Origin of the sequence: Streptomyces sp. WMMB 714 (assembly GCF_900090125.1) — a bacterium.
GTDB lineage: Bacteria > Actinomycetota > Actinomycetes > Streptomycetales > Streptomycetaceae > Streptomyces > Streptomyces daqingensis.
Map to the genome: position 1 here is coordinate 85,012 of NZ_FMHJ01000006.1, position 13,334 is coordinate 98,345.

Sequence of the window (13,334 nt, forward strand, 5' to 3'; positions counted from 1 at the left end):
GGCCTACGCCCCGCGCTATCCGGCCACGGCCGCCGCCATCCCGGTTCACGCCGCGGGGGCGAGTGCTGGCATGGTTTCCTGACCGGGGGCTCCGCCTCACGCCGAGGCGGCCCGCCGGCGGACCGGCCCGCGCCCCGACGTCACAGCACCTGAGGAGACAGCCCGACGATGAGGAACAGCGCCCACGCACAGGCTTCCCGCAGGAGCCGCTCGCTGAGGCGGGCCCGCGCCGTGGTCACGGCCGGGGCGGTCGCCGCGTCGCTGCTGGTGGGCTGCTCGGGCGGCGAGGACGAGAAGCCCGGGCGTTCCAAGCCGCCATCGCCCTCGCGGGACGGGGACGGCTCCGCGAAGGAGCCCCGGAAGAAGCCCGTCCCCTTCGCGCCGTACGTCGACACCTCGCTCAAGCCCTCCTACGACCTGCTCGAAGGCGCCCGCCGGACCGGCGTGAAGGAGTACAACCTGGCCTTCGTCTCCCCCGGACGCGGGAAGTGCGTGCCCATGTGGGGCGGGCGGCAGGAGCTGCGCGAGAACCCCGTGGCCCGCCAGGCGGCGGAGCTGCGCAAGGCGGGGGGCGACGTCCGTGTCTCGTTCGGCGGGCAGAGCGGCAACGAACTGGCCCGGGCCTGCAAGTCCGTCGACGATCTGGTCGCCGCGTACAGCGAGGTCGTCGACGCCTACGACCTGACGAAGGTCGACTTCGACATCGAGGGCCCCGCGCTCACCGACACCCGTGCCAACGAGCTCCGCGCCCGCGCCGTCGCCCGGCTGCAGAAGCGGCTGCCGAAGCTGGACGTCTCCTTCACCCTCCCCGTCATGCCGGGCGGCCTGAACCGCGACGCCCTCGCCGTGCTGAAGAGCACCGAGGAGCACGGGACACGGGTCTCGTCCGTCAACATCATGGCCATGGACTACGGCACCTACTACGACGGCGACATGGGCGAGTACGCGGTGAAGGCCGCCACCGCCACGCAGAAGCAGGTGGCGAAGGTGCTCGGGATCCGCGGCCGGGAGGAGGCGTGGCGGGCGGTGTCGGTGACGCCGATGATCGGCGTGAACGACGTCAAGGTCGAGGTCTTCCGCCCCGAAGACGCCACGGAGCTGCGGAAGTTCGCCGAGAAGAAGGGCCTGGGAGGGCTGTCGATGTGGTCGGCCACCCGGGACAGGCCGTGCCCCGGAGGCCCCAACACCAAGGCCCAGGCGACCTGTTCGAGCACCGGGGACACGGCGCACGAGTTCGCCGAGGCGTTCAGGGGCTGAGCGCCGGCCGACCCCCGGCCTCAGCCGGCCTTCCTCCCCGAACCGGGTTCAGCGACCCGCCGGTGAGCCGCGGCCTTCAACCGGTCGGGGAGGACCCGGTCGGCGATCCCCTGCGCCTTCGTCGCCGCCGATCCCGTCACCAGTTTCGGCTTGCCCGACATCACCGCGTCGAACGCCTGCCCCGCGACCTGGGCGGGGTCGTCCTTCCGCATCCGGCCGAGGCGGGTGTCCAGCATCCCCGCCCGGCGGAAGAAGTCCGTCTCCGTGGGCCCCGGCATGACGGACGTGAGGCTCACCCCCGTCTCCTTCAGCTCCTCCTGCAGGGCCTGGACGAAGGACTGCAGGAAGGACTTCGAGGCGTTGTAGACCGGCTGGAACGAGCCGGGCACGGTCGCGGCGATCGACGAGGTGACGAGCATCCGCCCCTCGTCGCGGGCGGCCATCTCCTTCAGGAAGCGCTTGGCCAGCCGGACGGTGGAGACGACGTTCAGGTCGATCACCGCCAGGTCGTCAGCGAGATCCGTGTCGACGAAGGCGCCGCCCTGCCCGACGCCCGCGTTGAGGGCCACCGTGTCCACGGGCCGTCCCGTGGAGGTCACGGCCACGTACAGCTCCTCGACGCCCGCCTCGGTCCGCAGGTCCGCCTGCACCGCGCGGACGTCGACGGGCGCGGCCCTGAGCTCTTCGGCGGCGGCCGCCAGCGCACCGTCCTCCGAATTGATCACCAGGTCGAAGCCGTGTGCGGCGAAGCGCCGGGCCAGTTCGTAACCGATGCCCCGGGACGCGCCGGTCACGACCGCCAGGGGTGCGTTGTCACTCATCGGCCCCGGGTACCCCGCTGCCCGCTCCCATTCCCCGCTCGCGGGAGCCGTGCCGGCCCCGGACGGGGGCGGGCGCAAAGGCCCGGGAACCGTCGGGCAGCGCCCCGGGCCTGGCCGTGGCGGAGGATGCGGAGCATACTGACTACACGATGACGAAGCGTTCCGCGCCCAGGCGCCACCTGCCCACCAGTCCCTTCAAGGCGCCCGTCGCCCCGCTCGCCAAGCAGTTCGCCCTGGGAGACCGGGTCTCGCACGACCAGTACGGCCTCGGCAGGATCATCGGCGTGGAGGAGGGGATCGCGATGCTCGTCGACTTCGGTTCCCGCCAGGCCCGGATCCCCAGCCCGTACACGGCGATGGACAAGCTCTGACCTGACCCGCAGGGCGGTCCCGCCCCGGCGGTAGCCCGGAGAGGCCCGCCCGCGAGCCGTCCCACCGCAGCGCACCGAGGCGTACCGGCCGCACAGGCCGGTACGCCTCGTGCTGTCCGGGGCGTCCGCCGGAACGCCCGTGCCGTCCAGGACGGCCCGCCGTGCCCGTTCGGACGCGTGCCGCGGCGCGTTCTTCAGCGGCGCCGTCCTGGGTACACGGCCGCGGGCCGCCCGCCGCGGCGATGCCCGCGGTGTGCGCGGAATCTCCTCCGCGGCCGGGGCCGGATCCGGGGGGCGGTGTCCGCGGACGCCGCCCAGGAGATATCTTGACGTCGAGACGACGTAGACGTGAAGCGGAGTATCGGTGACTGACTCGACCATCATCTACACGCAAACCGACGAGGCGCCGGCCCTGGCCACGTACTCGTTCCTGCCCGTCATCAGGGCCTACGGGTCGACGGCCGGCGTCGGTGTCGAAAGCCGTGACATCTCCCTCGCGGCGCGCATCATCGCCGGCTTCCCCGAGCGTCTCCGGGAGGACCAGCGCATCGACGACGAGCTGGCCCACCTCGGCGAGCTGGCGAAGACGCCCGAAGCCAACATCATCAAGCTGCCGAACATCTCGGCGTCCATCCCGCAGCTCAAGGCGGCCGTCGCCGAACTGCAGGAGCAGGGCTACGCGCTGCCGGACTACCCGGACGACCCGAAGACCGACGAGGAGCGGGACGTCCGCGCGCGCTACGACAAGGTCAAGGGCAGCGCGGTCAATCCGGTGCTGCGGGAGGGCAACTCCGACCGCCGCGCGCCCGCCTCGGTGAAGTCCTACGCCCGGAAGTACCCGCACCGCATGGGCGCCTGGACGTCCGGGTCGAAGACGAACGTCGCGCACATGGACGGCGACGACTTCCGCTCGACGGAGAAGTCGGTCGTCGTCCCCGAGGCCGGCTCGCTGCGCATCGAGCTCGCGGGCGACGACGGAAGCGTCACCGTGCTGCGCGAGTCCGTACCCGTGCTGGCGGGCGAGGTCGTGGACGCCGCCGTCATGCGCGTCGCGGCGCTGCGGGAGTTCCTCGAGGCGCAGGTCGCGCGGGCGAAGTCGGAGAACGTGCTGTTCTCGGTCCATCTGAAGGCCACGATGATGAAGGTCTCCGACCCGATCATCTTCGGTCACGCCGTCCGCTCGTTCTTCCCGAAGACTTTCGCCGAGTACGGCCAGGCGCTCGCGTCCGCCGGCCTGTCCCCCAACGACGGCCTCGGCGGCATCTTCAAGGGCCTGGAGTCGCTGCCCGAGGGCGCGAAGATCAAGGAGTCCTTCGAGGCCGAGCTCGCCGAGGGCCCCCAGCTGGCGATGGTCGACTCCCACCGCGGCATCACGAACCTGCACGTTCCGAGCGACGTGATCGTCGACGCCTCCATGCCGGCGATGATCCGCACCTCGGGCCACATGTGGAACGCGAACGACGAGGAGGACGACACCCTCGCCGTCATCCCCGACAGCAGCTACGCGGGCATCTACCAGGTCGTCATCGACGACTGCCGCGCCAACGGCGCCTTCGACCCGTCCACGATGGGCTCCGTGCCCAACGTCGGCCTGATGGCGCAGAAGGCCGAGGAGTACGGCAGCCACGACAAGACCTTCGAGATCGCCTCCCCCGGCACGGTGCGGGTGCTCGACGGCAGCGGCGCCGTCCTCATGGAGCAGGCGGTCGCCACCGGCGACATCTTCCGCATGTGCCAGACCAAGGACGCCCCGATCAGGGACTGGGTCAAGCTGGCCGTGAGCCGCGCCCGCGCGACCGGTGACCCCGCCGTCTTCTGGCTGGACCAGAGCCGCGCGCACGACGCCAACCTCATCGCGAAGGTCGAGCAGTACCTCCCCGAGCACGACACGGAGGGACTCGACATCCAGGTCATGTCCCCGGTCGACGCGATGGCGTTCTCCCTGGAGCGCATCCGCCGCGGCGAGAACACCGTCTCCGTCACGGGCAACGTGCTGCGCGACTACCTGACGGACCTCTTCCCGATCCTGGAGCTGGGCACCAGCGCGAAGATGCTCTCCATCGTCCCGCTGATGAACGGCGGCGGCCTGTTCGAGACGGGTGCCGGGGGGTCCGCGCCCAAGCACGTGCAGCAGCTCGTCAAGGAGAACTACCTCCGCTGGGACAGCCTGGGCGAGTTCCTCGCGCTCATGGTCAGCTTCGAGCACCTCGCGCAGCGGACCGGCAACCCGCGCGCCCAGATCCTCGCGGACACCCTCGACAGGGCGACGGCCACGTTCCTGGAGGAGAACAAGTCGCCCAGCCGCAAGCTGGGCGGCATCGACAACCGCGGCAGCCACTTCTACCTGGCGCTGTACTGGGCGCAGGAGCTGGCGAAGCAGACCCAGGACGACGAACTGGCCGCGGCCTTCTCTGACCTCGCCACGACGCTGTCGCAGCAGGAGCAGACGATCGTCGACGAGCTGATCGCGGTGCAGGGCTCCGCGGCCGACATCGGCGGGTACTACCACCCCGACGAGGAGAAGACGGGGGCTGTGATGCGTCCGTCGAAGACGTTCAACGAGGCGCTGGCCGCCCTCAGCCGGGGCTGAGGCACGGCGCGGTAGGTCGGACCGAGTCGTCCAGGGCTCCGTTCCACTCCGGTGGGGCGGGGCCCTGACTCGTGCCGTGCCCGCACGTGTGTGAGCGCGACGGCGGGCGAGGGGGAACGGCCTGCGAAGGGGACGGAGCACGCCTCTGCGCACGCCGGGAGCCGGAGCGGTGACGGGAGGGCGCGGGGCCGGGCGGGTCGCGCGCGTGGCGCGGGGCCGGGCGGCCGGTGGAAGCGGTGGTTCCTCCGGCCGCCGTACGGGAGTCGTCAGCGGACGGGGACGGTCATCCGGAGCGGAGACCGCCCCGATATCGTCCCCGATGGAAATCCGGGCATTCCCAGGCGTTCCTGCCGCGGCGGTGCGGCGAGCGGAGTTCCGGGGAATTCGATGCGTCGCCGCCCCGGGCCTGCGGCCCGGTCCTGGAATCGCATGGCCGGCATTGTGCCGGGTGTGCCGGGATTCCCGGGGCGGAGGCGCGAGTCAGCCGGGCAGACCGTCCAGATGCGGCAGGCTGTGATCGAGCCGCTCCCGCTTGGTCCACAGATAGTCGAAATTCTCCTTGTTGGGCTGAATCAGCAGCGGGATGCGTTCCGAGATGTCGATGCCGTTGGCCTCCAGCGCGTTGCGCTTTCTCGGGTTGTTCGAGAGGAGGCGGACGGATTCCACGCCCAGGTCGTTCAGGATCTCGACGGCGACGCTGTATTCCCGCGCGTCCACCGGGAGCCCCAGCGCGAGATTCGCCTCGACCGTGTCGAGTCCCTCGGCCTGCTGCAGCTTCAACGCCTTCAACTTGGCCAACAACCCGATGCCGCGGCCCTCGTGGCCCTGAATGTAGACCAGGATGCCCGCGCCCTCGGCCACCATCATCTGCAGGGCCGTGCCCAGTTGGTCACCGCACTCGCAGTGCGTCGACCCGAAGACCTCTCCTGTCAGGCATTCGGAGTGCACACGGGTGAGCACCCCGTGCGGGGTGATGTCGCCGTGTACGAGGGTTATTTGCTCTCTTCCGCTCTCCCGGTCCAAGTACCCGATGGCCAGGAAATCTCCGTGCACCGTGGGCAGCCGGACCTCGACCACCCGCTCGACAGCAGATCGCGGCGGGGCGCCGTTCGCAAGGGATTCAAGGTCTGCCATGGGCTGAGCGTACCTCCCGTACAACCATTCATCTGGCTCTTGCTGGAAAAGCTGAATCGACGTGCGCATTCTCGGAATTGAATGCGCGGAGTTGGGTGAAAAGCACAGTCAGGGCAGCGTCGCGCGGGAACGCCCGGGATACCGGGCGGCCGGAACGGAGCCGACTCTCCCACAGCGCGGACGGGACTGCCACAGCCAGACGACATCACGTGTGAAGGACCACACCAGCGAGGTCAGCGCGAGAGCGACCAGCGTGACGTTCACAAATCCGGGCAGAACACCGGCGGTCGCGACGAGGAGGACGATCCCCTGGAGCGCCGCGACGGTCTTGCGCGCGAAGCTCGGCGGGAGCGGGGCGTTCATCCAGGGCAGCACCCGGGCGGCGGCGACGAAGGCGTACCGCATGCCGCCTATGGCTATCACCCACGGCCCGAGGGCGAACGCGAGGTAGATGCTCAGTACAAGAAGAAGGAACGCGTCGACTTCCATGTCGAATCGCGCTCCGAGCGAGGAGGCCGTTCCCGTACGCCGCGCCACGAGGCCGTCCACGAAGTCCAGCATGAGCGCGCAGGTGGTCATCGCCACGGTCGCGCCGATATGCGCGCCGCCGCCCGCGTCCGCCACGAGCGCCGTGACCCCGCCGACGAGCGTGGCCCGGGCGAGCGTGACCTTGTCGGCCGGCCCGAGCCCGGGCTTGCCGGACCGCAGCAGCACGGCGCAGACCGTCACACCGAAGAGCGTGCCGGTCAGCCAGCCCACCGGCCCGAGCCCGACCGTCCACCCCAGGAGCGCGAGAAGCAGCAGCTGAGCGGCGACCCCCAGGACGGTCTGCCGTTCCAACTGCCCGGCCTTCCGCCCGCCTTGCGTGATCATCGCGCCTCCCGGTGCAGGTGTAGCGGAGCCGGATGGGGCTGATTATGGTACGAGTGATCAGCGTGATGTGAAGAAATTGCAGTTGCCACCTTGCCTGGAGGGCACAAATGGAGCGCACGGCACGGGCTTACTGGCTCCGGTCCCCGGGATTCGGCGAGATCCACTCCGTCACCCTTCCTTCCCTCGGCCAAGGCGAGTTGCTCGTGCGTACGGTCTGCTCAGGTGTGAGCCGCGGGACGGAGAGCCTCGTCTTCCACGGCCGGGTGCCTGAAAGCCAGCACCATGTCATGAGGGCCCCCTTCCAGGAGGGCGATTTCCCCGGACCCATCAAGTACGGCTATTTGAACGTGGGGATCGTCGAAGAGGGGGATCATGACCTGTTGGGCCGCCGGGTCTTCTGCCTCTACCCGCACCAGACCCGCTACGTGGTCCCCGCCGAGGCGGTGACTCCCGTGCCGGACGAGGTGCCCTCGCGCCGGGCGGTGCTCGCGGGAACGATGGAGACCGCGGTGAACGCGGTGTGGGACGCGGCGCCGATGCTCGGCGAGAGGATCGCCGTGGTCGGGGGCGGGATGGTCGGGTGCAGCGTCGCCGCCGTCCTCGGCCGCTTCCCCGCCTCCCGGGTGGAGTTGGTCGACGCGGACCCCTCGCGCGCCGAGGCCGCGGAGGCACTGGGCGTCGGCTTCGCCCTGCCGGAGGAGGCGGCGGAGGACTGCGACCTCGTCGTGCACGCCAGCGCCACGCAGGCCGGCCTCACCCGGTCCCTGGAGCTGCTGGCACCGGAGGGGCGCATCGTCGAACTGAGCTGGTACGGCGAGGAGAAGGTCAGCGTCCCGCTCGGGGAGTTCTTCCACTCGCGCCGCCTGGCGATCAGGAGCAGCCAGGTCGGGGCGCTGCCCCCGTCGATGCGTTCGCGCCGCACGTTCGCGGACCGCATGGCCCTCGCGCTCGACCTGCTGCGGGACCCCGCGCTGGAGATGCTCGTCACCGGCAGCTCCGGCTTCGACGAACTCCCCGAGGTGATGCCCGAGATCGCGAGCGGCCGGCTGCCCGCCCTGTGCCACCTCATCACGTACGGCGACGACGACGCCCAGTGACGGACCCGAACCCGACCACCGGCTCGATCCCGGCCGGCACCACCACCAGAACCACCGGAGAGTGAACGATGTTCAGCATCACCGTCCGTGACCACATGATGATCGCCCACAGCTTCCGCGGTGACGTCTTCGGACCCGCCCAGCGGCTGCACGGTGCGACCTTCGTGGTCGACGCCACCTTCCGCCGCCGTGAGCTGGACTCCGACGGCATCGTGGTCGACATCGGCGCCGCGACGCAGGAGCTGAACGGCATTCTCGCCGCCCTCAACTACCGCAATCTGGACGACGAACCGGACTTCGCCGGGATGAACACCTCCACCGAGGTGCTCTGCAAGGTCGTCGCCGACCGGCTCGCCGAGAAGGTCCACGGCGGCGCTCTGGGCGAGAACGCGCGCGGCCTGGACTCGGTCGTGGTGACGCTGCACGAGTCGCACGTGGCGTGGGCCAGCTACGAGCGCTCCCTGTGAGCTCGGCGGACGGTACCGGGGGCGGTCCGGGAGGCGGCGCGCAGAGGGCTTCACCCGTGCACTTCGTGATGCCCGGCGACGTGGACGACCCCGCGTCCCCCAGCGGCGGGAACGCCTACGACCGCCGGATGTGCCGCGAACTCGCCGCCGCGGGACGGCCGGTGGGCGAGGCGGCCCTCCCGGGCGGCTGGCCCGATCCGGGCCCGTCGGCCAGGGCCGCCCTGGAGCGTGAACTGGCGGGCCTGCCGGACGGATCCGTCGTACTCGTGGACGGTCTCGTCGCCTGCGGGGTGCCCGAGATCGTCGTACCCGAGACCGGACGGCTGCGCGTGGCGGTGCTGATGCACCTGCCCCTCGCGGACGAGACGGGGCTCGAACCCGGCACGGCGGCGCGGCTGGAGGAGCTGGAGGGCCGGACGCTGCGTGCCGCGCACGCTGTCGTCGCCACCAGCGACTGGGCGGCACGCGACGTGCGGCAGCGGCACGGGCTGGACCCGCGGCGCGTGCACACGGTGTGCCCCGGCACGGACCCCGCTCCGCTCGCCCGGGGCACCGACGGCGCCTCGCGGCTGCTGTGCGTCGCCGCCGTCACGCGCCGCAAGGGGCAGGCCGATCTGGCCCGCGCTCTGGCCGAGGTCGCCGACGCGCCGTTCACCTGCGAGTTCGTCGGAGCCCTCGACCGGGACCCCGCCTACACCGAGGAGCTCCGCGGTGTGCTGCGCGACGCCGGACTGGAGGACCGCGTAAGGCTGTCGGGGCCTCTCACGGGGCGGCCGCTCGCCGAGGCGTACGACGCGGCGGACCTGTTCGTCCTCGCGTCGCACGCCGAGACCTACGGCATGGTCTTCACGGAGGCGCTCTCCCGCGGCATCCCCGTACTGGCCACAGCGGCAGGCGCCGTGAGGGACACCGTGGGAACGGCACCGGACGGGAGCGTCCCCGGCATCCTCGTACCGCCCGGCGACGCCGGTGCCCTGGCCGGAGCCCTGCGCAAGTGGCTGACCGAGCCCACAATTCGTCGTCTTGTGACAACATCCGCACGTCGGCGCCGTGCCGGACTGCAAGGTTGGCCCGGAGCCTCTCAGCGCCTTGACGAGGTACTGGAGAGTCTTCGCGGCGAACGACCCGATGCGCCCGAACCGTCCGTTCCGCCGGACGACGGAGCGCGACACGAAGACCGGAGAACTCCTTGAACGCTGTCGGCGCTTCCCGCTACGCCCCCGAATGGCTCTCGCTGCGTGAAGGCGCCGACGCACAGGCCCGCTCCGGCGAACTGCTGGAGCCGCTGCGCGAGTTCCTGGCCGCCGCCCGGCCGGGCGGCGGCGGAGGTCCGGTCACCGTCCGCGACCTCGGCTGCGGCACGGGGTCGATGGGGCGCTGGCTCGCGTCCCGGCTGGACGGCCCGCAGCGCTGGATCATGCACGACCGCGATCCCGACCTGCTCGCCGGCATCGCCTCCCGGATGCCGGAGCAGGCCGCCGACGGCAGCCCCGTCGAGGTCGTACCGGAGGAGCTGGACGTCACCGAAGTGACCGGCGACTACCTCGCGGGCACCTCCGTGGTGGCCGCCTCGGCGCTGCTGGACCTGCTGACCGCCGAGGAGGTGGACCGCATCGCCGCCGCGTGCACAACGGCGGGCAGCGCGGTCCTCTTCGCCCTCTCCGTGGAGGGCAGGGTCGAACTCGACCCCGCCGACCCCCTCGACGGCGAGATGGCCGCCGCCTTCAACGAACATCAGCGCCGCGCCGTCGACGGGCGCCGCCTGCTCGGACCCGACGCCGTCGAAGCGGCCACCTCCGCGTTCGAACTGCACGGCGCGACGGTGCGCACCCGGCTCAGCCCGTGGCGGCTCGGGCCGCAGGAGAGAGAGCTGACCGCCGAGTGGCTGCGCGGCTGGGTCGGGGCGGCTCTCGCGCAGCGGCCCGGTCTGCGGGCGGCGGGAGAGGACTACCTGCGCCGCAGACTCCGCACGTGCGAGGAGGGCGGGCTGCGCGCCGTGGTGCACCACCGCGATCTGCTCGCGCTCCCCGGACCGGGCGGACGCGCATGACGCGCAGGCTGTGGCGCGGGCTGCGCGTACCGATCGCCGTCGGCATCCTCGTCGCGGTCCTCTACCGGCTGGGCACCTCCGAACTGCTGGACGCCCTGGGACGGATAGACGCCCGCGCCGTCCTGCTCACCTTCCTCTTCAGCGTCCCCGCCACCGTCTTCAGCGCGGGCCGGTGGCTGGTGGTCTCCCAGCGGCTGGGCGTGCGGATGCGGTTGCGCACCGCGATCGCCGACTACTACCAGGCGCTCTTCCTCAACGCGACGCTTCCCTCGGGCGTGCTGGGCGACGTACACCGGGCCGTCCGCCACGGCAAGGACAACGGCGACGTCGGACGGGGCGTGCGCGCGGTGCTGCTGGAACGCACCGCCGGCCAGGTCGTCGTGGTCGCCGCCTCCCTCGCCGTGCTGGGCGCGGGTACGTCGTACCTGCCGGTGCTCGGCGCGTACCGGATCCAGCTGGCCGTGTTCGCCGTGCTGGTGGCCGCTCTCGGCGCCGTTGCCACGGTGTGTGTGGTGCGGGCCCGCCGCTCCCCCGCGGAGCATGCCGGGTGGCAGCGTTCGCTCGCCGCGTTCTTCGCGGACGCGCGCACTGCGCTGCTCGCCCGCGACAGCTGGCCCGGCGTGCTGGGGCTGTCGGTGCTCGCCCTGGCGGGCCACCTGAGCCTGTTCCTCGCCGCCGCCCGCGTGGCCGGGGCGACCGCTCCGCTGGCGGTGCTCGTACCACCGCTGCTGCTCGCGCTGCTGGTGATGGCCCTTCCCGTCAACGTCGGCGGGTGGGGGCCCCGCGAGGGCGTGTGTGCGCTGGCGTTCGGCGTCGCGGGGCTGGGAGCCGCCCAGGGCCTCGCGGCCGCGGTCGTCTACGGGGCTCTGGCGCTGCTCTCCAGCCTGCCCGGCGCCGGCGTGCTGGCGCTCCGCCTGGTGGCGGCGCGCCGGTCACGCCGCGAGGAGGTCCAGCTCGAAGAGCACGTCTTCGCCGAGTGGGAAGACGCGGGTGGGCGGACGCAGGGCCTCCCCCATCCGGACGGGTCCGGGGAACCGCAGGCCGGGCACGCCGTCGCCGATGACGACGGGCGCGACCGTCACGTAGAGCCGGTCCAGCACGTCCGCGCGCAGGAACCCGGACACGGTCGCACCCCCGCCCTCCACCATCACCCGGCGCAGACCGCGCTGCGCTAGCGCGTCCAGCAGCGTCCGGGGCTCGAAACCGCCCTCGCCGCGCGGCAGCCGGAGCACCTCGACGCCGGAAGCGCCGCCGGAAGCGCCACCGGACAAGGAGGCGCCGGACGATGAAGCGCCGGACGAGGAGGCCGCCTCCGTACCTGCGGGAGCGTCCGTGCCGATCACGTGCAGGGTGGGCGCCTGCCCGTCGGTGAAGACCTGCGCGTCGCGGCTCGACTCCCAGGCGCGGCCGCGCGGATCGAGCACCACCCGCACCGGGTTCCCGCCCGTGCAGGCGCGCACCGTCAGCCGCGGATCGTCGGCGATCGTGGTGCCCGCTCCGACGAGGACGGCGTCGGACAGGGCGCGCAGCCTGTGCAGATGGAGGCGGTCCTCCTCGCCCGTGACGTAGTTGGAGTGGCCGGTGCGCGTGGCGATGAACCCGTCGATGCTCTGGCCGAGCTGGGCGAAGGCGCACTCGGCTCCCGCCAGGCACAGCGGCGTGTACAGCGAGGCGAGGACCCCGGCGTCCGGCGACGCGGGGACGCGCCACCGCCATCCGCCGTCCGTCCCCTGTTCCAGGCCCGCCCCGGCTGCCTCCTCGCGGGTGCGCACGCGCAGCAGCCGCTCCCACGCCTCCTGGCCTCCCAGGGTTCGGGGCGTGCCGGTCGCCGCTGCCTCGGCGGCGGCCCCCGGCACGGCGGCCGTGCCGGTCACGTCCGCGTGGCCGTGCTCGCCGGGGGCGGTCACAGCGCCTCCAGCACGCGCAGGTGGTCCTCGAACGCGCCGCAGAGGGCCGTGAGTACGTCGTCCCCCTTGCGGGCGGAGGCGAGGGAAGGGCGTCCGACGACGCCGGAAGAGGTGTAGGGGCCGAGGCCGAGGGAGTGCAGATGCCGGCGGTCGTCGCACAGCCAGTCCGCCGACTCGTATCCCTCGCGTACGGCTTCCGGCCGCGTGTGCAGCAGGATCGACGTCTCGAGCTCGCCCGCGTGCATGTCGCTCCGGGCGGGTGTCTCCACCCCGGCCTTCGCGGTGGCGTCCTCCCAGTCCGCGCCCGTCGGGAAGAGCACCATGCGGTGCCCCTCCTCCGTGGCCTCCTGGACGATGTTGCGCAGCACGTAGTTGCCGCCGTGCCCGTTGACGATCGCGAGCCCCGTCACCCCGGAACGCCGCAGGGAGGCCGCGATGTCGCGGATCACCGCGATGAGGGTGCCCGCGGTGATGCTCACCGTGCCCGGCCACTTCGCGTGCTCCTGCGAGCAGGAGAACGTCAGCGGCGGGAGCGGCTGCACCGGGTAGGCGGCGGCGAGCCGGCCGGCGACGGCGCACGCGACGAGCGTGTCCGTCGCCAACGGCATGTAGCGGCCGTGCTGTTCGTAGCTGCCCACGGGCAGGACCGCCACGGTCGCCCGGCGCTCCCCTACGTCCTCGGTCGTCTCCTTCGGCAGCGCGTGGGAGGCGATGCTGTCCATGGGTGTCGGGCTCCTTCGGGGCGGTGCGTCGAGCGTCGTGGGGGT

General features: G+C 72.0%; 12 protein-coding genes and 1 pseudogene. 8 read left to right on the forward strand and 5 right to left on the reverse strand.

Annotated elements, in window-relative coordinates:
- The first annotated feature begins 168 nt into the window (after window positions 1–168).
- Window positions 169–1,257: a chitinase gene (locus H181DRAFT_RS12455; protein ID WP_052708568.1), complete on the forward strand. Its 1,089-nt coding sequence runs from the start codon at window positions 169–171 to the stop codon at window positions 1,255–1,257.
- Between the two features lie 20 nt (window positions 1,258–1,277).
- On the opposite strand, the gene H181DRAFT_RS12460 is transcribed toward H181DRAFT_RS12455, so the two are convergent.
- Window positions 1,278–2,078 (reverse strand): SDR family NAD(P)-dependent oxidoreductase, encoded by an 801-nt coding sequence (locus H181DRAFT_RS12460; RefSeq protein WP_045864473.1) that lies wholly within the window; start codon window positions 2,076–2,078, stop codon window positions 1,278–1,280.
- A 149-nt stretch (window positions 2,079–2,227) separates the two neighbouring features.
- On the opposite strand from H181DRAFT_RS12460, the gene H181DRAFT_RS12465 reads away from it, so the two are divergent.
- Window positions 2,228–2,449 carry a hypothetical protein gene (locus H181DRAFT_RS12465; protein WP_045864474.1) on the forward strand — a complete coding sequence of 74 codons (222 nt, stop codon included), beginning with the start codon at window positions 2,228–2,230 and terminating at the stop codon, window positions 2,447–2,449.
- A 364-nt stretch (window positions 2,450–2,813) separates the two neighbouring features.
- Window positions 2,814–5,039 carry an NADP-dependent isocitrate dehydrogenase gene (locus H181DRAFT_RS12470; RefSeq protein WP_045864475.1) on the forward strand — a complete coding sequence of 742 codons (2,226 nt, stop codon included), beginning with the start codon at window positions 2,814–2,816 and terminating at the stop codon, window positions 5,037–5,039.
- Window positions 5,040–5,519: 480 nt separating this feature from the next.
- Here the strand turns inward: H181DRAFT_RS12470 and ribA are convergent, their stop codons facing one another.
- Both ribA and H181DRAFT_RS12480 read right to left on the reverse strand, forming a co-directional pair.
- Entirely contained in the window at window positions 5,520–6,173 is a 654-nt protein-coding gene (gene ribA / locus H181DRAFT_RS12475) for a GTP cyclohydrolase II (protein ID WP_045864735.1), read from the reverse strand.
- A gap of 108 nt (window positions 6,174–6,281) precedes the next feature.
- Window positions 6,282–7,046 (reverse strand): CDP-alcohol phosphatidyltransferase family protein, encoded by a 765-nt coding sequence (locus H181DRAFT_RS12480; protein WP_045864476.1) that lies wholly within the window; start codon window positions 7,044–7,046, stop codon window positions 6,282–6,284.
- Between the two features lie 107 nt (window positions 7,047–7,153).
- Here H181DRAFT_RS12480 and H181DRAFT_RS12485 point away from each other — a divergent pair, with 107 nt between their 5' ends.
- The 5 genes and pseudogenes from H181DRAFT_RS12485 to H181DRAFT_RS29420 form a co-directional block, all read left to right on the forward strand.
- Entirely contained in the window at window positions 7,154–8,143 is a 990-nt protein-coding gene (locus H181DRAFT_RS12485) for a zinc-dependent alcohol dehydrogenase (RefSeq protein ID WP_045864477.1), read from the forward strand.
- Window positions 8,144–8,211: 68 nt separating this feature from the next.
- Complete coding sequence (locus H181DRAFT_RS12490; RefSeq protein ID WP_045864478.1) at window positions 8,212–8,610, forward strand: 6-pyruvoyl trahydropterin synthase family protein; 399 nt, start codon at window positions 8,212–8,214, stop codon at window positions 8,608–8,610.
- 68 nt (window positions 8,611–8,678) lie between these two features.
- Window positions 8,679–9,803 (forward strand): glycosyltransferase family 4 protein, encoded by a 1,125-nt coding sequence (locus tag H181DRAFT_RS12495; protein ID WP_078895727.1) that lies wholly within the window; start codon window positions 8,679–8,681, stop codon window positions 9,801–9,803.
- Window positions 9,800–10,660, forward strand: a complete 861-nt coding sequence (locus H181DRAFT_RS12500) for a trans-aconitate methyltransferase (RefSeq protein ID WP_045864479.1) — start codon at window positions 9,800–9,802, stop codon at window positions 10,658–10,660. The genes H181DRAFT_RS12495 and H181DRAFT_RS12500 overlap by 4 nt, the downstream gene beginning before the upstream one ends.
- Window positions 10,657–11,487 (forward strand): annotated as a pseudogene (locus H181DRAFT_RS29420) (lysylphosphatidylglycerol synthase transmembrane domain-containing protein); the annotation flags it as partial. The gene H181DRAFT_RS12500 and the pseudogene H181DRAFT_RS29420, both read left to right, overlap by 4 nt.
- A gap of 105 nt (window positions 11,488–11,592) precedes the next feature.
- Here H181DRAFT_RS29420 and H181DRAFT_RS29425 read toward each other — a convergent pair.
- Both H181DRAFT_RS29425 and H181DRAFT_RS12515 read right to left on the reverse strand, forming a co-directional pair.
- Entirely contained in the window at window positions 11,593–12,567 is a 975-nt protein-coding gene (locus tag H181DRAFT_RS29425; protein WP_254666813.1) for a RibD family protein, read from the reverse strand.
- Entirely contained in the window at window positions 12,564–13,289 is a 726-nt protein-coding gene (locus H181DRAFT_RS12515; RefSeq protein ID WP_045864480.1) for a creatininase family protein, read from the reverse strand. The genes H181DRAFT_RS29425 and H181DRAFT_RS12515 overlap by 4 nt, the downstream gene beginning before the upstream one ends.
- Window positions 13,290–13,334: the final 45 nt, after the last annotated feature.

Coding starts and splice junctions, on each gene's coding strand:
- H181DRAFT_RS12455 (WP_052708568.1), top strand. CDS start 169: ATGAGGAACAGCGCCCACGCACAGGCTTCCCGCAGGAGCCGCTCGCTG.
- H181DRAFT_RS12460 (WP_045864473.1), bottom strand. CDS start 2,078: ATGAGTGACAACGCACCCCTGGCGGTCGTGACCGGCGCGTCCCGGGGC.
- H181DRAFT_RS12465 (WP_045864474.1), top strand. CDS start 2,228: ATGACGAAGCGTTCCGCGCCCAGGCGCCACCTGCCCACCAGTCCCTTC.
- ribA (WP_045864735.1), bottom strand. CDS start 6,173: ATGGCAGACCTTGAATCCCTTGCGAACGGCGCCCCGCCGCGATCTGCT.
- H181DRAFT_RS12480 (WP_045864476.1), bottom strand. CDS start 7,046: ATGATCACGCAAGGCGGGCGGAAGGCCGGGCAGTTGGAACGGCAGACC.
- H181DRAFT_RS12485 (WP_045864477.1), top strand. CDS start 7,154: ATGGAGCGCACGGCACGGGCTTACTGGCTCCGGTCCCCGGGATTCGGC.
- H181DRAFT_RS12490 (WP_045864478.1), top strand. CDS start 8,212: ATGTTCAGCATCACCGTCCGTGACCACATGATGATCGCCCACAGCTTC.
- H181DRAFT_RS12495 (WP_078895727.1), top strand. CDS start 8,679: ATGCCCGGCGACGTGGACGACCCCGCGTCCCCCAGCGGCGGGAACGCC.
- H181DRAFT_RS12515 (WP_045864480.1), bottom strand. CDS start 13,289: ATGGACAGCATCGCCTCCCACGCGCTGCCGAAGGAGACGACCGAGGAC.